The sequence below is a fragment of the Streptomyces sp. NPDC002742 genome, from assembly GCF_042888885.1.
Taxonomy (GTDB): domain Bacteria; phylum Actinomycetota; class Actinomycetes; order Streptomycetales; family Streptomycetaceae; genus Streptomyces.
In genome coordinates this window covers 522,890-541,918 of record NZ_JBIAQF010000002.1, presented here as the reverse complement: position 1 = coordinate 541,918, position 19,029 = coordinate 522,890, and the positions used below count along the sequence as shown (strand labels likewise).

General features: G+C 71.8%; 15 protein-coding genes. 4 read left to right on the top strand and 11 right to left on the bottom strand.

Annotated elements, in window-relative coordinates; translation table 11 throughout:
• Positions 1-4: 4 nt before the first annotated feature.
• On the bottom strand, positions 5-1,318 hold the full coding sequence (locus tag ACFYW8_RS05205) for an ABC transporter substrate-binding protein (protein ID WP_389068052.1): 1,314 nt from the start codon (positions 1,316-1,318) through the stop codon (positions 5-7).
• A 121-nt stretch (positions 1,319-1,439) separates the two neighbouring features.
• The gene (locus tag ACFYW8_RS05200; protein ID WP_389068050.1) at positions 1,440-2,618 is read right to left on the bottom strand and encodes an ROK family protein; all 1,179 of its coding nucleotides are present in this window, start codon (positions 2,616-2,618) and stop codon (positions 1,440-1,442) included.
• 183 nt (positions 2,619-2,801) lie between these two features.
• Here ACFYW8_RS05200 and ACFYW8_RS05195 point away from each other — a divergent pair, with 183 nt between their 5' ends.
• Positions 2,802-4,910, top strand: a complete 2,109-nt coding sequence (locus ACFYW8_RS05195; RefSeq protein ID WP_389068047.1) for an alpha-galactosidase — start codon at positions 2,802-2,804, stop codon at positions 4,908-4,910.
• 56 nt (positions 4,911-4,966) lie between these two features.
• Here ACFYW8_RS05195 and ACFYW8_RS05190 read toward each other — a convergent pair whose 3' ends face one another.
• The 4 genes from ACFYW8_RS05190 to ACFYW8_RS05175 form a co-directional block, all read right to left on the bottom strand.
• Positions 4,967-5,596, bottom strand: coding sequence for a hypothetical protein (locus tag ACFYW8_RS05190; protein ID WP_365876107.1), 630 nt, complete (start codon positions 5,594-5,596; stop codon positions 4,967-4,969).
• A 131-nt stretch (positions 5,597-5,727) separates the two neighbouring features.
• Positions 5,728-7,572 (bottom strand): GMC family oxidoreductase N-terminal domain-containing protein, encoded by a 1,845-nt coding sequence (locus ACFYW8_RS05185; protein ID WP_389068044.1) that lies wholly within the window; start codon positions 7,570-7,572, stop codon positions 5,728-5,730.
• A complete protein-coding gene (locus ACFYW8_RS05180) occupies positions 7,569-8,951 on the bottom strand; it encodes a hypothetical protein (RefSeq protein ID WP_389068041.1) in 1,383 nt (460 codons plus the stop codon). Before ACFYW8_RS05180 ends, ACFYW8_RS05185 begins: the two co-directional genes overlap by 4 nt.
• Entirely contained in the window at positions 8,948-9,634 is a 687-nt protein-coding gene (locus ACFYW8_RS05175; protein ID WP_389068040.1) for a FadR/GntR family transcriptional regulator, read from the bottom strand. Before ACFYW8_RS05175 ends, ACFYW8_RS05180 begins: the two co-directional genes overlap by 4 nt.
• Before the next feature lie 423 nt (positions 9,635-10,057).
• On the opposite strand from ACFYW8_RS05175, the gene ACFYW8_RS05170 reads away from it, so the two are divergent.
• Complete coding sequence (locus ACFYW8_RS05170) at positions 10,058-11,254, top strand: glycoside hydrolase family 64 protein (protein ID WP_389068038.1); 1,197 nt, start codon at positions 10,058-10,060, stop codon at positions 11,252-11,254.
• Positions 11,255-11,380: 126 nt separating this feature from the next.
• Here the strand turns inward: ACFYW8_RS05170 and ACFYW8_RS05165 are convergent, their stop codons facing one another.
• Together ACFYW8_RS05165 and ACFYW8_RS05160 are read right to left on the bottom strand one after the other, a co-directional pair.
• The gene (locus tag ACFYW8_RS05165) at positions 11,381-12,517 is read right to left on the bottom strand and encodes a sulfite oxidase (RefSeq protein WP_389068036.1); all 1,137 of its coding nucleotides are present in this window, start codon (positions 12,515-12,517) and stop codon (positions 11,381-11,383) included.
• Between the two features lie 44 nt (positions 12,518-12,561).
• Positions 12,562-13,224, bottom strand: a complete 663-nt coding sequence (locus ACFYW8_RS05160; RefSeq protein WP_365876096.1) for a helix-turn-helix domain-containing protein — start codon at positions 13,222-13,224, stop codon at positions 12,562-12,564.
• 132 nt (positions 13,225-13,356) lie between these two features.
• On the opposite strand from ACFYW8_RS05160, the gene ACFYW8_RS05155 reads away from it, so the two are divergent.
• Positions 13,357-13,920: an NADPH-dependent FMN reductase gene (locus ACFYW8_RS05155; protein ID WP_365876094.1), complete on the top strand. Its 564-nt coding sequence runs from the start codon at positions 13,357-13,359 to the stop codon at positions 13,918-13,920.
• Positions 13,921-14,045: 125 nt separating this feature from the next.
• On the top strand, positions 14,046-14,723 hold the full coding sequence (locus tag ACFYW8_RS05150; protein ID WP_389068033.1) for an AIM24 family protein: 678 nt from the start codon (positions 14,046-14,048) through the stop codon (positions 14,721-14,723).
• A gap of 68 nt (positions 14,724-14,791) precedes the next feature.
• Here the strand turns inward: ACFYW8_RS05150 and ACFYW8_RS05145 are convergent, their stop codons facing one another.
• The 3 genes from ACFYW8_RS05145 to ACFYW8_RS05135 form a co-directional block, all read right to left on the bottom strand.
• Positions 14,792-16,567, bottom strand: coding sequence for a M4 family metallopeptidase (locus tag ACFYW8_RS05145; protein WP_389068032.1), 1,776 nt, complete (start codon positions 16,565-16,567; stop codon positions 14,792-14,794).
• A 298-nt stretch (positions 16,568-16,865) separates the two neighbouring features.
• Positions 16,866-17,957, bottom strand: a complete 1,092-nt coding sequence (locus tag ACFYW8_RS05140) for a polyprenyl synthetase family protein (protein ID WP_389068031.1) — start codon at positions 17,955-17,957, stop codon at positions 16,866-16,868.
• Positions 17,957-19,009 carry a tetratricopeptide repeat protein gene (locus ACFYW8_RS05135; protein WP_365876177.1) on the bottom strand — a complete coding sequence of 351 codons (1,053 nt, stop codon included), beginning with the start codon at positions 19,007-19,009 and terminating at the stop codon, positions 17,957-17,959. The genes ACFYW8_RS05140 and ACFYW8_RS05135 overlap by 1 nt, the downstream gene beginning before the upstream one ends.
• Positions 19,010-19,029: the final 20 nt, after the last annotated feature.

Sequence of the window (19,029 nt, the reverse complement as noted above, 5' to 3'; positions counted from 1 at the left end):
CTGGTCAGGCGGTGAAGAAGCGCGAGCGCTGGGACTCGATCTTCGTCAGTGTTCCCGAGCCGTCGTCGGGGTGACTGAGCCACTGCGTCAGGCCGGGGAGTACGACGGTCGAGATGAAGCCGGGGTCGCTGTCGCGGTCCGCGAACTGGCTGATCTGCTTGGCGGAGGCGATGAGCTCGGCGGACTTCTTCTGGAGCGCGCTGTACGAGCCGGTGCTCACCTTCTCGTCGACGGCGAGGTTGCTCGGGTCGACGCCCATGTACAGCTCCTCGGCGTGGGCGCCGCCGAGGAACTCCAGGAACTTCTTGGCACCGGCCTCGTTCTTGGGCCGGCGGCTGAGCATGAAGCCGTCGGTGGGGGCCTCGACGGCTTCCTGACCGTGCGCGGCGTCGATCTCGGGGAAGGGGAAGAAGTCGATGTCGGCGCGTATCTTCTCGTCGGTGATCTGCTGTCCGAGGAAGAGGCCGATGACGGCCATCCCGGACTTCTTGTCGAGCAGCGACTGGGCGGCGTCCTGCCAGGAACGGCCGGCGGCGCCCTGCTGGTAGTAGGGGGCGAGTTCGCGCCAGTGGTCGAGGGTGGCGAGGGCGCGCTTGTCGGTCCAGGAGACCTTGCCGCGCATCAGCGACATGTGGAAGTCGTAGCCGTTGGTCCGCAGGTTCACGTAGTCGAAGGCGCCGAGGATGCTCCAGCTGTCGCCGCCGCCGTAGCCGGAGGCGATCGGGGAGAGCCCGTCCTTCTTCATCCGCTTGGCGAGCGCGATGAACTCGCTCCACTTCTGCGGGACTTGGTAACCGCGCTCCTTGAACAGGCTCTTGCGGTAGAAGACGGCCCACGGGTAGTTGTACAGCGGCACGAAGTAGTACTTGCCGTCCTCGCCGCGGGAGAGCTGCTTGGTGGCGTCGCTGAAGCCGGCGCCTATCTTGTCCCACACGTCGTCGAGGGGGCTGCAGAGCTCCTTCTTGGCGAAGTACTGCATGCGGTAGCCGGCGAACCAGGTGAAGACGTCGTCGGGGGTGCCCTGCAGATAGGTGGAGATGCTCTTCTGGAAGGTGTCGTGGTCGACGGTGTTCGTCCTCACCGTCAGACCGCTGTCCTTGGCGAACGCGTCGGTGACGGAGGCGTAGGCCTTCTTGGGGGTGGCGTCGGCGCCGTTGGATCCGAAGGTGACCGTCTTCGGGTCGGCCCCCGCTCCCCCGCCGCAGGCGGTCAGGACGGGCGCGGCCAGCGCGGCGGCGCCGAGTCCGAACAGTCCGCCGACCACTCGGCGACGGCCCGGGTCACGCGCAGCCAGGGGATTGCGGCTCTGCTGCGTCATTGTTGCTCCTCACGCGTGTCCGTACATGTCTGATCTTCAGTACGTGGCTGGTCTTCAGTACGTGCTGGTCCGTGCGTGTGCGCTGTTCGGCGCGCGCCCGCCCCTCAGGGCGTGGTGCTCCTCAGCGCGCGTCCGAGGTGATGAAGGACTGGATGGCGGTGGCCGCCGCCCCGCGCGCCCACTCCTCGAAGGGCAGCGGCCGGGTCTGTACGTCGCAGTCCGCGGCCGAGCCGAAGGCGGCCGCGGCGAACGCGTCACGGATCTGCTCGGCGAACAGGTCGTAGGCGGCCAGGCCCTCGCCGGAGATGATCACTCGCTCGGGGCCGAGGAGGTTGGCCACGGTCGCGATGCCCCGGCCGATCGCCGCTCCCGCCCGGGCGTACACCTCCCGGGCGCCGGGGTCGCCGTCGTGGGCGAGGGCCAGGGCCTCGGTGGCGTCGGCGACGTTCGCGCCGGTGACCTCCCGGATCCGGCCGACGATCGCGGGGTCCGAGGCGATCGCCTCGACGCAGCCCCGGTTGCCGCAGTGGCAGCGGGGACCGGCCGGGTCGATCGTCACGTGCCCGATCTCACCGGCCACGCCGTGCGCTCCCGCCACCACCTGTCCGTGCACCACCAGACCGCAGCCGATGCCCGCGCCGACGGTCACCAGCGCGAAGTCGGACAGCCCCACCCCGGCCCCGAACCACTGCTCGGCCACCGTCAGCGCCCGGACGTCGTTGTCGAGGGTGACCGGCAGTCCGGTCGTGGTCGCGGCCAGTTCGGCGAGGGGAACGTCGTGCCACTCCAGGAACGGCGAGTAGCGCACCACCCCGGCCGCCCGGTCCACGTCACCCGAGACGGCGATGCCGAGCCCTCGGACCTGCACCCCGAAGCCGTCCGCCTCCGTCAGCAGTTCCTGTACGAGCCCCGCGACCGAGGTCAGTACCGCCTTGGGTTCGCGGGAGGTGAGGGGAACGCGGCGGGCGACCCGGATGCGGCAGCACAGATCGGTGAGTACGGCGATGAGCTCGTCGCCCGTCACCTTGATCCCCAGGAACAGGGCCCTCCCGCCGTCGACCCGCACCGGGTTGGCGGGCCGCCCGAGGACGGGCTGCGGTGCGTCCTCGGCGGTGTCCTCCACGAGGTAGCCGGCTTCGATCAGCGGCCGGACCGCCTTGGTGACCGCCGCCGCCGACAGGTGGGTCCGCCCCGCTATCTCCGACCGTGTGAGCGGGCCGTGGGACAGCACGGTGGTGAAGATCTGGGAAGCGGCCGGCGTGTGGGCCGGGAACGCCTCGGTGAGAGAGGTCGAGCGCATGGCCGGAACCTATGGCCCTTATTTTCTGCTGTCAATGAAAGAAACAGGATTCCGTTGAGGATGCTCCATGAGGCATCTGTGACCTGTGAATTCAGGAGTGCGAGCACCCATTGACACACGATCCAAGGTCAGGGTTGGCTTTCCCCTGTCTCGTACGTGAGCACCACCCGAACGCGAGGACCCATGTCGCCGATCTCCTTCGCCCCGGACACCGGGGTCTGGCTGCTGTCCACACCGCGCACCTCGTACGCGCTGCGGATCGACGGGACCGGAGCGCCCTGCCATGTCGCGTGGGGCCCACGGCTGACGCCGGCGGAGGCCGGGGAGCTCGCCGTGCCACCCGCGCCCGAGGCCAGCAGCTTCGAGGGCAGACCGCCCGTCGGGGAGGAGTTGCCCGTCGACGGCGGCACGCGCTACGGGCCGCCGTCACTGCAGGTGCGGTTCGCGGACGGCTCCCGCGCCTTCGAGTGGCAGCCGACCGGCCACCATGCCGACGAGGGCGAGCTGGCCCTGTCGTTCCGCGACCGCCGCTACCCGTTGCGGGTGGCGCTCCACTACCGGGTGCGCGAGGACACGGACGTCATCGAGCGCTGGACCGTCGTCCGCAACGACGGCGACGAGCCCGTCACCCTGCTCCGTGCCGACTCCGCCGCCTGGACCCTGCCGCCGCTGCGGGACTACCGGCTCAGCCGTGCCACGGGCCAGTGGTCCGCCGAGAGCCAGTTGCGCCGCGACCGACTGCCGTACGGCGAGACCGTGTTGACCAGCCGTCGCGGGATCACCAGCCACCACGCGAACCCGTGGCTGATGCTCGACGCGGGTGAGGCGACGGAGGACCACGGGCGGGTGTGGAGCGCCGCCCTCGCGTGGAGCGGGAGTTGGCGCGTCACCGTGCAGCGCACCCCCGACGGGCGGGCCGGATTCACCGGCGGCCCCGGCCAGGACGGCACGACCGTGCCGCTCGCGCCGGGCGAGGAGTTCGCCACTCCCCCGTTCGCGGGACTGTGCACCGACGGCGGCTTCGGCGCGGCCAGTCGCGCCTGGCACGCGTACGTCCTGGCCCATGTCCTGCCCCATGCCGACGAGTTCGCCCCGGTGCTCTACAACTCCTGGGAGGCGACCGGCTTCGACGTCGACGAGGCCGGGCAGAAGGCGCTCGCCGAGCGGGCGGCGGCGCTCGGGGTGGAGCTCTACGTCGTCGACGACGGCTGGTTCGGGGCGCGCCGCAGCGACCGGGCGGGCCTCGGCGACTGGACACCGGCGTCCGACCGCTTCCCGGACGGGCTGGCCCCGCTGGTCCGCGCGGTGCACGGGCTCGGGATGCGCTTCGGCCTCTGGGTGGAGCCCGAGATGGTGAACCCGGACAGCGACCTGTACCGCGAACACCCCGACTGGGTACTGCACTTCCCCGGCCGCCCCCGCTCCGAGCTGCGCAGCCAGCTGGTCCTCAACTTCGCCCGTCGCGAGGTCGCCGACTGGGCCCACGGCTGGCTGACCCGGCTGGTCGGCGACCACGGCATCGACTTCCTCAAATGGGACATGAACCGCGCGTTCAGCGAGGCCGGCTGGCCCGGCCGGCAGGACGGCGCCGACCGTCTCGGCCCCGCGTACGTGCGCAATCTCTACGGCGTCCTCGACCGGCTGCGGGCGGACCATCCAGGGCTGCGGATCGAGACGTGCAGCGGTGGCGGCGGCCGGGTCGACCTGGGCATCCTGGCCCGCACGGACCAGGCGTGGGCGTCGGACAACACCGACGCCGCCGACCGGATGGGGATCCAGCACGGCTACGGCCAGATCTACCCCGCCCGCACGATGGGCGCCTGGGTGACCGACGTACCCAACCAGCTCACCGGCCGTACGGTCCCGCTGCGCTTCCGCTTCCATGTCGCGATGGCCGGGGCGCTCGGCATCGGGGGCGATCTCACCCGCTGGTCCGAGGAGGAACGACGCGAGGGGGCCGACCTCGTCGCCACGTACAAGAAGGTCCGCCATCTCGTCCAGCACGGCTGGCTGGACCGGCTGTCACCGCCCTCCGAGGACTCGGTCTGCGTGGTGCAGTACACCGCCGCGGACGCCTCGGAGACCCTGCTGCTCGCCTACCGGCGCGTCTCCCGCCACGGCGCGCCGAGGCTGCCGGTCCGGCCGCGCGGCCTGACCCCCGGGGGCCGCTACCGCGACGCCCGCACCGGCGCCGAGCACCACTCCACGGTGCTCGGCGAGTACGGGCTCGACCTCGACCTGCCGGCGGGCGACTGGTCCAGCACGGCGGTGCACCTTGTCCGGGAGGACTGACACCCCGTCAGCGCGCTGGCGGGCGCCCGATGTCGCTCTCGCCCGCCGGGGGCTCGTCAGTACCGCTGGGCCTTCGCCAGGACCGGGGTCAGCTGGGGCTCCGCGGGCTGCCTGCTGATCACGACCGGCTGCGCCTTCTTCCCCGGCTCGAGGTTCTCCTTCCCGACGAACGACGTCTGCACGACCTTGCCGTCGGGGTTCTTGAAGTCGACCTGCACGGCGTACGACGCGGTCTTGCCGGAGTTGTTGGTGATGGTGACGACCACGGCACGCAGTCCGCCCGTCTGCGACGTGGGCAGGCCCGTCATGCTCACGTCGGACGTGGCGTTGCCGCTGCCCTGGACGTTCTTCAGCTGCTTCTCGGCCGTGGCCGAGGCGCGGGCGGTGTCGGCGGAGACCGACGCCGCGAACTCGGACGCCCGGGCCGAGACGGAGGCGGCCGCCGACGACGCCCGCCCGGTCGCGGACTCGATGATCGAGGAGGCGGCCGAGGCGATGGCGGACGGCGGTGTCCCGGTGAAATTGGACGCGTTCGGCGGCGTGGGCCGGGGGGTGATGGAGGCCGTGCTGCCGTCGCCGCCGTTGTCCGAGCCGCACGAGACGAGAACGGAGCCGCACGCGATCGCGGACAGCAGGGCAGCGATACGCCGTGATCCGCTCCGGCCGTGGGGAACGCGTCTGCTCATGGGGGCTCGCCTCTTCCTGCCGTACGGGGCACGGGGGCTCGTCCTTTTCCTGCCGTACGGACTCCCTCATGCTCCGTGCCGCGCCGGGCGACGGCGAACTGCGGGGGCCCATTGGGGTGGCGCACGCGACGTCAGCGCCCGTGCCGTGCGCCGTCGAGCCACGCGTCCGAGATCGCCAGGGCCGCCGCCATGATGCTCAGCTGCGGATTGACCTCCGGGCAGCCCGGCAGGACCGAGCCGTCCACGACGAGGACTCCGCGCACTCCGCGCAGCCTGCCTTCGGGGTCGGCGGGTGCCCGCTGCGGATCGGCGCCGGCCGCCACCGTGCCGGTCGGGTGGAACGCCGACACGTGCAGGTCGCGGGCGCGCACGGAGGCGAGCAGTCCGTCGAGCGCGTCGAGCGACCTGGCCCGCGGCGCGCCCGGGACTCCCGTGAGGACCTCCTCCGCCCCGGCGGCGAAGAGGAGGCGGCCCATGGCGCGTACGGCGGTCATCAGGCGGTCGCCGTCACGGGGGTCGAGGTCGTAGCGGACGAGTGTCCTCTCCCGGCCCCGGACCTGTCCGGAGGGGCGGTCCGCGATCATGGCGCCGAGGGTCGCCAGATGGTCGGCGCCCTCCAGTTCGCGCCGCAGTTCCCGGCCGAGGCCGGGCAGGACGAAGCCGCTCATGCCGGGTGGACTCGCGGTCGCCTCGACGAGGATCCCGCGCGCGTGCAGTTCTTCGACGCCGACGCTCTGCAGCACGCCCCGCCAGGCCGTCACCGGCTCGGCGAAGCGTCCGGCGACGCTGGTGGCGGGGTGCACGCTGAGGTTGCGGCCCAGTCGGGGATGCCCGCCGAGACCCGAGCGGCGCAGCAGGGGCGGTGTCCGCAGTGTCCCCGCGGCGGTCACGACGAGGGGGCCGAGGATCTCCAGTTCGCTGCCGTCGAAGCGGCGGACCCGGACTCCGGCGGCGCGGGGCGGGCCCGGTACGTCGTGGTCCAGCAGGATGCGGCGGACCCGCGCGCCGGTGACGATCCGGGCGCCCGCGGCGCAGGCGGCGGGCAGGACGGACAGCTGCACGCTCTGTTTGGCGCCGGTGGGGCAGCCCACCACGCACTGGCACGAGCCCTTGCAGCCCGGGGCGTTGCGGCGCAGCGGGGCGGCCCGCCAGCCGAGCCGTTCGGCGCCGGTGAGGGTGAGCAGCCCGTTGTTTCCGAGGACGTCGAGGGGTTGCGTGGCCACGCGCAGGGTTCGCTCGACCTCGTCGAGGCAGGGTCCGAAAGCGTCGGCGAGCCCGAAGCCGAACGTGTCGCTCCAGCGCGTCAGGACATGGTCCGGAGTGCGGTAGCAGGTGCCGGAGTTGACCACGGTGGTGCCGCCTACCGCACGGCCGACCGGCAGCAGGATCGGTGGGTTGCCGACGGCCACGGTGGCGCCGCCGTCCCGGTACAGCTCGGTGAACCGGTCGAGGGGTGCCCGGCGGCCGAAGGACGCGGTCGAGTGGTGCCGGCCCTCCTCCAGGACGATCACGTTCAGTCCGGCGAGCGCGAAGGTCCGTGCGGCCATCGCGCCGCCCGCGCCGGAGCCGACGACGATGACGTCGGCGGTGCTGCGGGCCGGCCATTCCTCCGCCGGGGTGCAGTCGAGGGGCGGATCCACCGGCGCCGTGCCGGGTGCGGGCGCGACCGGCATCCGTTCGGTGCCCGCGGCCAGCAGCACGGGAACCTTGAGGAGGTCCAGCAGCGGGGCGAGCCGGGGTCGTGCCGCCAGCGAGCGGAGCACGTTCTCGCGTTCGTCGGGGCCGAGTGCCGCCAGGCGCCTGCCGGTGCGCGCCACGGTGTACGTCTCCAGGGCGGCTACGGCGGTGCGCACCCCGGCGCGGGCGGGCCGGGGCAGAGCGGCGAGCACCGCGTCGAGGCGGTGCGGCACGCGGGCGAGCCACTCGGCGTCGCCCGTGTCGGCGAGCAGCGCGGCGACGAGCCCGTCGGCGGTCATCGGTCGCCCGACTCTGCGTGCGCGGTGGCGTCCAGTACCCAGGAGGCTTCCGGGCGCCAGTGACCCCACCAGCGTTCCAGGACGATCCGGGCGTCGGCGGACTCGCTGTTGCGGCATACCGCGCGGGCGCCATCCGGGTCGCGGTATTCGAGGGTGAGGGTCCGCTCCGCGGGCTGGTTCACCGCTACGCGGATGCGGCGCAGCGCCGTCCGGCCGGTGACCGTCCATTCGGGCAGGCCGAAGGCGGCCCGGAAGCGTCCGAGTCCCAGCCGGCCGATCGCCGAGCGTTCCGGCCGCCGCGGCCAGGTTCGGCCGCCGCGGCGCAGGCGCAGGAAGACGAGCGGGGGCAGGCGTCGCAGCGCGGGCCGGGTGGAGACGGCGGCGACGATCTCCAGGACGTCGCCGTCGCCGAGGTCCGCGTGCAGCCAGGTCCACCGGTGCGCGTTGCCGTGTCCGTAGATCCGGGCCGAGGCGCCTGGTGCGCCGCGCAGGTTCAAGGTGGTTCCCCCGTACGAGATCTCGCCCTCGTACGTGGCTCGGTCGGCCGGGAGCATCTGGGCGGCGGGCAGCACGGGGCGGCGCCATGACCAGCGGGGGAAGGTGAACAGCGGTGGCCCCTGCGGCTGTTCGGTGAGTCTCCAGTGGAAGTCACCCGCCGCGCCGGTCAGTTGTCCGGCTCGATGTGTCACACCCTCGGCTGCGAATCCGTCCGTCGGCCGGGTCCAGGGGACGGGTCCGAAGCGGGCGTGCCGTACCTCGCCCTCGCGGGGGAACACCGCGGCCCAGCCATGGGCGAAGGGCTCGGATCCGTCTGCGGGTGCGGTGAGTTCGTGGTGCAGCCAGATTCCGGTGCCGCTCGCCGGGTCGGTGAGGGTGGTGTACCAGACCTCGGTGCGGCCCGGGGAGCCGTTCCATCGCGGGGTCAGGTGTTCCGCGGGGTTCTCCCGGCGCGGGAAGCGGAAGCTGAGCAGGAAGGGGGCGAGGCCGGTGGCCACGGGGAAGCGCAGGACTCCCTCGCCCACCCGTTCGTCGCCCTCGTACACGCTGAACGGCAGCACGGTCATCGACGCGACGGGACGGCGCGGGGTCACCGACTTCCAGCCGTCCAGGGTGAGGCGGCGTCCGTCGGCGGTGAACGTGAGCCGGTAGCGGATGCGCCGCCCGGCGATCGGCGACACCTCCAACTCGCCCTCGACGCGGCGGTCGTCGGCGCGTCCGGCGATCCGCACCCGGCCGGTCAGGCGGGCCCGCGTCGTGCGGTGCGGGAGCAGAACCCGGTCGGCGGCGGCGCACAGGTCGAGCCGGATGCGCCGCTCCCCGGCCTCGGCGTCGAGGCGGACCGTGCCGAGCATCGACTCGGTGAAGACCGTGCCCCTCACGCCAGGCCTTCCAGCATGATGCGCTCGGTGTCCCGCAGATAGGTGTCGGCCGCCGCGTGCGCTCGCCGGGCGTCCCCCGCGGTCACGGCCTCCACCACCGGCTCCAGCCTCTCGTGGGCGGACTCCGGGTCGGTGAAGGGTGCCTTCAGCAGCGAGCGGACGGGCAGGTAGGCGTTGAAGAGGGTGTTCGTCAGCAGCACGTAGACGCGGTTGCCGGTGGCGCGGGCCAGCGCGCGGTGGACCTCCACATCGGCCAGCTGCACCGCGTCCGCGCCGTCGGCGTGCCGTACGGCCGCGAGCAGCGCGCTCAACTCGGCCCGCTGCACGCGGGTGCCGCGCTCCGCGGCCCGCTCGGCGATCAACGCGCCCACCCCGCGCCGCACTTCGAACACCTCGCGCACCCAGCCGGCGTCGTGCCGCACGAGCATGGGCAGGAGATCCGCTCCACCGAGCCGGGCGTAGTCCCGCACCCGGGTTCCGACTCCGTGCCGCGTCTCCAGCAGCCCGGCCTGCACGAGCCGCCCGAAGGCGTGCTTGAGCGTGGTCCGCGTGACGCCGTACCCGTCGGCCAGCCGTCGCTCCGGGGGAAGGTAACTCCCCGCCGGATGACGGCCGTCGAGTATGTCCGTACGCAGCCGGTCCTCCAGGACGTCCACGATGGTCTCGCGGGGCAGAGCCTCCACGTTTCCCCCTCCGGGCAAGTAGTTGAGTGGCTGAGTGGATGAGCCACTGAACCAGTGGAGACTTTTCGCGGTCAACCCCTTTGACGGCAAAGGGTCATGGGCGATGGCCGTGACCGAACCGGCTGCGCCGCGTTCACGAAGCCGAGCCGAGCCGAGCCGAGCCGAGCCGAGCCGAGCCGAGCCGAGCCGAAACGAGCCGAAACAGGGGTCAGGCCGGACTGCCGGACACGACAAAGGGCCGCCCGGACCCGCTCCTCACCCGAACGCACTGTCCGCACAGGCAAGTTGGACCAGACCAACTTTGCGTGAATCGTTGACATGTACGCCACGCGGGCGTAATCCTGAGAGCGCTCTCAAGAGGAAGCGGACCATTCCCGTCCGCCGGATTCCACCTCACTGAACCCCACATCAAGGAGGCAGAGAGTGCGCGTACACACCAGATGGCCGGCTTGGGCGTTGGCCTCGGCCACGCTCTCGGCGGCGTTGCTCACCTTCGGCGCGCCCTCCCGCGCCGAAGCCGCGGTCCCGGCGACCATCCCCCTCACGTTCACGAACAACTCCGGCCGCGGCGAGCAGGTCTACGTATACGACCTCGGCACCCAGCTGTCGACGGGACAGCAGGGCTGGGCCGACGCGAACGGCACCTTCCACGCGTGGCCGGTGGGCGGCAACCCGCCGACGCCCGCGCCCGACGCGTCGATCACGGGGCCGGCCAACGGCCAGTCGAAGACGATCCGGCTCCCCAAGTTCTCCGGACGGCTCTACTTCTCGTTCGGGCAGAAGCTCGACTTCCGGGTGACGACCGGCGGTCTGGTGCAGCCCGCCGTGCAGAATCCGAGCGACCCGAACCACAACATCCTCTTCAACTGGTCCGAGTACACGCTCAACGACTCCGGTCTGTGGATCAACAGCACCCAGGTCGACATGTTCTCCGCCCCGTACGCCGTCGGTGTCAAGCTCGCCGACGGGACCACGAAGAGCACCGGCCATCTCAAGGCCGGTGGCTACAACGGCTTCCTCAACGCGCTGCGGAGCCAGCCGGGCGGCTGGGCGAACCTCATCCAGACCCGGTCCGACGGCACGGTCCTGCGTGCGCTCGCCCCGGGGCACGGTATCGAGGCGGGCGCGCTTCCGGCCACCGTCATGGACGACTACATCAACCGCGTCTGGACGAAGTACAGTTCGTCGACCCTGACGGTGACGCCGTTCGGCGACCAGCCGAACACCAAGTACTTCGGCCGGGTGTCCGGTGGCGTCATGAACTTCACGAACAGCTCGGGAGCGGTCGTCACCAGCTTCCAGAAGCCCGACTCGGACAGCGTCTTCGGCTGCTACAAGCGGCTCGACGCGCCCAACGACCTGGTGCGCGGCCCCATTTCACGCACCCTGTGCGCGGGCTTCAACCGCACCACGCTCCTGACCAACCCCAGTCAGCCGGACACCACCTCCGCGAACTTCTACGCGGACGCGGTGACCAACCAGTACGCCCGCAACCTCCACGCGCAGATGGCCGACGGCAGGGCCTACGCGTTCGCGTTCGACGATGTCGGCAACCACGAGTCCCTCGTCAACGACGGCAATCCGCAGCAGGCCTTCGTCACGCTGGATCCGTTCAACTGACGGGAATCGCGCCGAAGGCCGGACGGGGGCAGGTTCCGAGCGGGACCTGCCCCCGTTCCCGTGGCGTCACACATCGTGATCGGCGTGTTCGGCGTGGTCGCAGGTCCTTGTCCGCGTGACAGGCCGTCATCGGTGTCCCGTGCCGTCGTCGGACTCCAGGCAGAGCACGGGGACCCGTTGGACCAGGTTGTTCTCGAAGCCGCCCCGGTTCCAGGGCTGTTCGAGCGGCTGGGTGTGCCCTTCGGCGTCGGTGGCGCGGGCGCTGAGGACATGGCGGCCGGGGGTCGCCGTCCAGGTGAAGCGCCACGCGCGCCAGGCCCAGCGGTGATCGTTCGTCCGGTCCAGTTCGGCCGGGCACCAGGAGCGCCCCTCGTCCGTGCTGACCTCGACGCCGGTCACCGGCGCACGCCCCGACCAGGCCCGTCCTGTCACGGTGACCGTGCCCGGCCGGACCGCCCGCGCCCGCGACATGAAGTCGGGGAAGCCCGGCGGGACCAGCAGGGCGCGAGGGGCGATCCGGGTGACCGGTTCGCCCTCCTCACCGGCGTCCTGCCGCAGCCGGTACGCCTCGGTCTGCTGGAACCCCCGGAACGGCGTGTCCGTCACCATGATCTCCCGGAGCCACTTCACATGCGCCATGCCGTACCAGCCCGGCACCACGAGCCGCAGGGGATGCCCGTGCTGCGGCGGCAGCGGGGAGCCGTTCATCGCGTACGCCACCAGGACCTCGGGGTCGTCGCCCCGCGCCACGTCCAGCGGAAGGGCGCGCCGGTAGTCCTGCTCGACACCGCGCTCGACACCGTGATCCGCGCCGGTGAACACCACGTCCACCGCGCCCTGTTCGACGCCCGCCTCGGCGAGCAGCACCCGCAGCGGCACGCCCGTCCATTCCGCGGTCCCGACCGCCTCGACCAGCCACGGCTGACTCACCGGCCGAGGTGTCAGCAGGGCGCGCCCGTTGCCGGCGCACTCCATGGTCACCCGCTGTCTGACCGCGGGATACGCCTTCAGCTCGTCGAGTCCGAGCAGCAGCGGGCGCCGGACCCACCCGCCGAGAACGAGCTGCCAGGAAGCCTCTTCGGCGTACGGGATGTCGTAGTGCGTCAGGACATAGTGCAGCCCCGGCGGTGTGAGGTCGTACCGCAGTGCCTCCAGCGGCAGTCCGTGGTTCCGGGCGGCGAGAGCCAGTTCCTCGGCGCTGATGGCCTCGCCCGGGCCGGCCAGCCGGGCGGGTGCGCTCATGTCCTCAAGACGATGCCCCATGACCGCATTGTCCGCCCGCTCGGGGAGGCGGCGCCAGACGGGTGTCAGGCAGGGCGCGGGGCGACGCTCCGGTCCACCAGGTCGCGCCAGCCGGTTTCCAGGCGCTCCGGCGACATTCCGCGCTGGCGGGTCAGATGACCGATCAGGGCGGGGTCCAGGTATCCCATGAGCGTCTGGGCGACGAGCTCGGTGTCCGCGCCCGAACCGGAGCCCGTCTGCCGCAGCAGCATGCACACATGCATGAAGCGGACCCGGTACGGCGCCGAGGTGAAGCGGCGAGTGGCCTCGGGCTCGGCGGCGAGATACAGATCGAGCTGATCGGAGGTCTGGCGCAGGGCGTGGCATCCGAAGGCGTACAGGCGCTCCACCGGGGGCGCGCCGGGGCCGAGCGGGGCCGGACCGCCGATGAAGGCGGCCTGGAATCGCTGCTCGGTGTGGTCGAGCAACGCCATCAGCAGGCCGGTGCGATCGCCGAAGCGCCGGAAGACGGTCCCCTTGCCCACCGCCGCCGCGCAGGCGACGGCCTCCATCGTGAGCCTGGCCACTCCCTGCTCCTCGACCAGCCGGGCGGCCGCCTCCAGCAGCCGCGCGCGATTGCGGGCGGCGTCGGCGCGCAGCGGGGCGTCCTCAACGGCTGTGACCTGCATGAGGACGGGCTCGTCGGCGGATTCCGGTCGCTTCGGAAACGGCGGAAGTGGATGGGACATGAAGCCAGCGTAACGGCAACAGCCTCAACTGGACTGCGGTCCGCTTCGGTGGTACACCTTTAAGCGGACTTCGGTCCGTTTTGTTGCGGCAGTGTTTCATCGGTTCACTGTTTCCAGTTTCGGGAGATATCCATGTCCGTACGCATCCTCGCGCTCGTCGGCAGCCTGCGCGCCGGTTCCCACAACCGTCAGCTCGCCGAGGCGGCGGTCAAGCTCGCCCCGGAGGGTGCCGAGGTCGAGCTCTACGAGGGCCTCGCCGAGATCCCCTTCTACAACGAGGACATCGACGTCGAGGGCAGCGTGCCCGCCCCCGCCGCCAAGCTGCGCGCCGCGGCAGGCGCGGCCGACGCCTTCCTGCTCTTCTCGCCCGAGTACAACGGCACGATTCCGGCCGTCCTGAAGAACGCCATCGACTGGCTGTCCCGTCCGTTCGGCGCCGGCGCCTTCGGCGGCAAGCCGGTCGTCGTGGCCGGCACCGCGTACGGCCAGTTCGGCGGCGTCTGGGCGCAGGACGAGACCCGCAAGGCCGTGGGCATCGCCGGCGGCACCGTGCTGGAGGACGTCAAGCTCTCCGTCCCCGGCTCCGTGGTCCGCTTCGCGGAGACGCACCCGGTCGACGACGCCGAGGTCGCCGCTCAGCTCGCCGAGGTCCTGAACCGGCTGCACGGCCACGTCGGCGCGTCCGAAGTCGCCTGACAACTCCCTTGTGGGCCGGTCCGGTCGACCCGGGCCGGCCTTCGGCATGTCGCGACTCGGTCACCGCCTGTCGCAAGATCGCCACGCCTCTGGCGGAGCCTCACCCTCCGCGACAGGATGCCCACATGCAGAGCGATCTCTTCTCCAGTGACCACTTGGTGCAGCCCGCCGTGGCGGCGGGCATGACCGTCCAGAACGCCAAGTCCATCAAGTACGCCGTCCAGGGCGAGATGTTCGCGCGCCAGGGCGCGATGGTCGCCTACCGGGGCAGTCTCCAGTTCGAGCGCAAGGGCCAGGGCGTAGGCGGGATGCTCAAGCGGGCGGTCACCGGTGAGGGACTTCCGCTGATGAGCGTCCGGGGGCAGGGCGAGGCCTGGTTCGCGCACGAGGCGCAGAACTGTTTCATCGTGGGCATCGAGCCGGGCGATGTCTTCACCGTCAACGGCCGCAACGTCCTGTGCTTCGACGCCTCGTTGTCGTACGAGATAAAGACCGTGAAGGGCGCGGGCATCACCGGCGGTGGTCTGTTCAACAGCGTCTTCACCGGCCACGGCAGCCTGGGCCTGATATGCGAGGGCAACCCCCTGGTCATTCCCGTGTCGCAGCAGCAGCCGGTGTTCGTCGACACCGACGCGGTCGTCGGCTGGACAGCGCATCTGCGCACCTCGCTGCACCGCTCGCAGTCGATCGGCTCGATGATCCGAGGGGGTTCGGGCGAGGCCGTACAGCTGAAGCTGGAGGGTGAGGGCTACGTGGTCGTACGTCCCAGTGAGGCGACACCGCAGAAGACGCAGCAGCACTGATCCGGGGAACGGCGAAGGGTGCCCCGCCGCACGGCGGGGCACCCTCGTGTCATCCGTCAGGGTGTCCGTCAGCGGCCCGCGGCCGGGGTGTTGGCGACCGTGACGTCGACGGCGGCCCACGCCGCGTCCACCGCCTTGTACTCGGTGCCGTTCGCCCCGTACATGTCGGCGGCGGCCTTGAGCGTGGCCGTGCGCGCGTCATGGAAGTCGGTCGTGGAGACCATGTAACGGGTGAGTGCCCGGTAGAAGATGGCGGTGGCCTTGGTGCGGCCGATCCCGGTCACCCGCGAACCGTCGTACGTCGGCGAGTCGTACGTCACGCCGCCGACCGTCTTGCGGCCGCTGCCCTCGGCGAGCAGGTAGTACGCGTGCGAGGAGACGCCGGAGCCGGCGTGCACCTCGGTGTCGTACGCGGCGGGCGACCAGTAGTCGATCGTCTCCTCGAGCCGGTCGAGGGACGGGTGGTCGAGGCGGCGCAGGAACTTCTGGGCGAGGCCCAGCTTCTCCCCCACGAGGTAGTTCGGCGGGTTCTTCGGGTTGTTCGCCGAGAACTCGACGTTCGATCCGAAGATATCGGCGAGCGACTCGTTGAGGGCGCCCGGCTCGCCGTACTGGTTTCCGTCCTCGTCGACGCGGGTGGGTTCGAGGGCGGCCGTCGCGTCGACGACGCCATGGGTCAGCTCGTGACCGGTGACGTCGAGGACGACGAGCGGCTTCTTGAACAGGTCGCCGTCGCCGTCGCCGTACAGCATGCAGCCGCACGTCGAGTCCCAGAAGGCGTTGCCGACCTTGTTGCCGAAGTGGACCATTCCCCGGGCACCGGCGCTGTTGTTCTTGATGCCCTTGCGGCCGAAGGCCTTCTTGTAGAAGTCCAGGGTCTGGGTGATGCCGTACTGGGCGTCGACCGCGGCGGTGGTCCGGGCGGCCGTGGTGCCCGTGCCCCACTTGTTGTCGGCGTCGGTGAACGTCCTGCCGCGCGCGAAGGACTCCAGCTCCTGGCCCTTGGCGTCCCGGGTCTCGGTGTTCCACCGGGTCGGGTCCTTCAGGAGATAGCTGGTCCGTGCTGTCCGGGTGGTGGTCAGCGCCACCTTGCCGGCGAAGAGGGAGGCCCCGCTTCCGGTGGCCTTGACCGGGTAGTGACCCGCCGCGGCCGCGCTCGTGAGACCGGAGAGGACGGGGGCCGTACCGGTGCGCGGGGTCGCGCTCTCACCCCGCTTGCGCAGGGTGTCCGCCAAGGACGGCGATATGAACTCGTCGGCGTTCGGGGTGTTGCTGCGGATCCCGCCGGTGCGGGCGTCCACGACGACCGTGCTGGACCCGCCGGTCCGCGTGGTGTCGCTGTCCACGACGAGCACCTGGTAGGCGAGCGCGGCGGCGCCGTCCCGGGCGTCCACGACGAGCCGGGCGCTGCCCGCGTCGCCCTTCGCGACGGCCTCGGCCTTCCGCTCCGCCTGCTCGGGCGTCAGCTTCGCCTCGACGGTGGACGGCTTCACCACGTGGTCGGCGGCCCGGGTCACGCCCAGGTACTGCCCCCGCTCGCCGAGGTGGACGACCATGTCGCCGCCGAGGACAGGAAGGCCCCGGTGGGTGCGGAGGAAGCGGACGTGCTGCTTTCCGTCCGGGTCCGTCATCACGTCCTTGACCTGAAGGGTGTCACCCGGGGTGACGCCGGTGGCCGAGGCGTGCGCGAACGCCGCCGCCCTGGCGGCGGCCACCGGCGACGGGACCGAAGTCGCCACGCGGGCGGGCGCGTCGGGGGCCGACGCGAACGCGGGGCCGGGAAGCGTGGCGGCCGTCGTCACCGCAACGGCGATCGCCACGCGGCGTATGTGGGGTCTACGCACTGGGTTCCTTTGCACAGGGGCGGCTGGGATCACCAACCGCCTTACGGCGCGGCGCTGTTGGGCGCCGCGGGGGCTGTCGGGCCCCGATTCGCCACCCTCACCGATCCTTCATGCACATGTAAAGAAGAAAGATCCCTTTTCTTGCTTTTGAGGGCATCTCTTTACAAATGTTTGCTTCTCGGCGATCAATGAGTGACCAACAGTGCACCGACCGGACAGATGTGAGGGGGAATGAGGCGGTTGCCCCATGAGGCCGATCGGCCCGCGTATGTGACCCATGTCGCACGCGTGGCGGGCTTCAGACCGTGCGGTCGGCGAGGGCGGACAGCACCGTGCGCAGTTCCGCCGCGGGCCCCTGGGCGAGGGGAACGCCCGCCAGGAGCGTGTCCGCCGCGGCCAGATGACGGCGCGCCTCGCGCACGGCCGCCGCGCGACCGCCGGCCCGCTCGACGAGGGCCGCCGCGCGACGGGCGCCCGCGCCGTCGAGAGAGCGGGAGGCTCCGAGGAGTTCGGCCAGTTCCGCGCACCCGGGCGCGGCGAGCGCGGCGAGGACCGGCAGGGTCTTCTTCCCCTGCCGCAGGTCGCCGTGGACCGGCTTGCCGGTGACCGACGGATCGCCCCAGATGCCGAGCACGTCGTCGGCGACCTGGAAGGCGACGCCGAGATGGCGTCCGGCGCGGTCCAGCACGGTCACGGTCGGACCCGGCGCTCCCGCCAGCCGGGCGCCGAGCGCCAGCGCGCAGCCGAGCAGCGCACCGGTCTTGCCCTCGGCCATCGTCTCGTACTCCCCCGCGCCCACCGCCCCGGACCCGGTCCAAGGCCGGTCGGCGAACAGCAGGTCGTCAGCCTGGCCGCGGACCAGGTCACCGAGGGCCGTGGTCAACTGCCGTACGGCGAGACCGGCTTGGGAAGTCGTCGCCACGGTCTCGACGGCCAGCGCGAACAACGCGTCGCCCGCCAGGACGGCGGGACCGGTGCCGTACGCCTTCCACACGGCGGGGCGCCCCCGGCGCAGCGCGTCACCGTCCATGATGTCGTCGTGGAGGAGCGAGAAGACGTGGACGAGCTCCACCGCGACAGCCCCCGGCACACCCGCTTCGGACGGGCCCGAGACGACCTCCGCCCCGAGGACGGCCAGCGCCTGCCGTACGCCCTTGCCCTGGCCGTGATCGGCGGGGGCGCCGCCGACCTCGCAGCGGCCGAGCGCGTACCGGGCCATCTCGGCGACCCAGGGGTGCAGCGTGTCGATCGCCTCCGACAGGGCGGGGGCGGCGAGTTCGCGGCAGCGGCGCAGCACCTGCGGGGCGGTGGGCGGCAACTGGGCGGCCGCGGCCGTCAAACCGGCCGAACCTGAGGGGACTTTCGAGCGGTGCAGGGCGGTCGAGGCCATCACGCGGCCTCCGTCTCGCCGGTCCCGGACGTCAACCCGAGTTCCGTCCGCGCCTGTTCGACCATCCGGCGGGCGTGCCGCAGCCCGATGCCCTCCAGCGCCACCGCCAACTCGTCGAGTTCGGCGGCGGTTTCGGCGCGGTCGCGGCCGAGACGGGCCAGGGACTTGACCAGTCCCAGCCGGGACAGGGCCCGGCCGCGCGGCTCGCTCATCGCCTCGAACTCGGCGAGGGCGCCCGCGTAGACCTCGCGGGCCTGCTCGTAACGCCCGGCGCGGTAGAGGACGTTGCCGCGCATCTTGTGGTTGTAGGCGAGCGCGCCGGACAGTTTCATCGCGCGGCAGGACACCTCCGCCTCGCTCAGCAGCTCCAGCGCGCGGTCCACGTCCCCGTCCCGTACCGAGACGATGTCGGCGAGGCCCCGCAGCGCCCAGGCGTGGCCACGCCGGTCCTCGGCTCGGGCGGCTATCCCGGCCGCCTCCTCGAACATGGCGTAAGCACTCTCGTACGCACCGGTGTTGCGGTGGATCTGGGCGATACCCTCCAGGGCCCACACGGTGTGCCGGGCCTCGCCGCGCTTGCGGGCCTCTGCCAGCAGTTGCTCGTGCAGGGCGGTCACGGCCGCGTAGTCCCCCTGGATGCGGCCGGTCTCCGCCATTCCGGCCAGCGAGTAGCCGCGCACGACCACATCCCCCGACCGTCCGCCGAGTTCGGCGGCGAGCCGCAGCAGCCGCCACGCCAGCGGGAACGCTCCGCGCTGGCGGGCCAGTGTTCCGCCGCTCCACAGGGCCCACGCCATCGCGGCACCGTCACCGGCCTCCCGGGCGGTGCGGTAGCTCGCCTTCCAGGCCCGGTCTGCGTCCGCCACCTGCCCGAGCCGCCGGTGCGCCTCGGCGACGGCGAGGCCCGACCGGGCGGCCTCGGCGCGCGCGCCGGTGCGTTCGGCGGCGCGCAGTTGCTCGGTGCCCGCCGCGAGGACGTCGGTCAGCGAGGAGTTCACCGACAGGGTGGTCAAAGCGCCCTGGTACTCCGGGGCGAAGGCCTTGCCGTACATGAATGCCTTTCCGTCCGCCA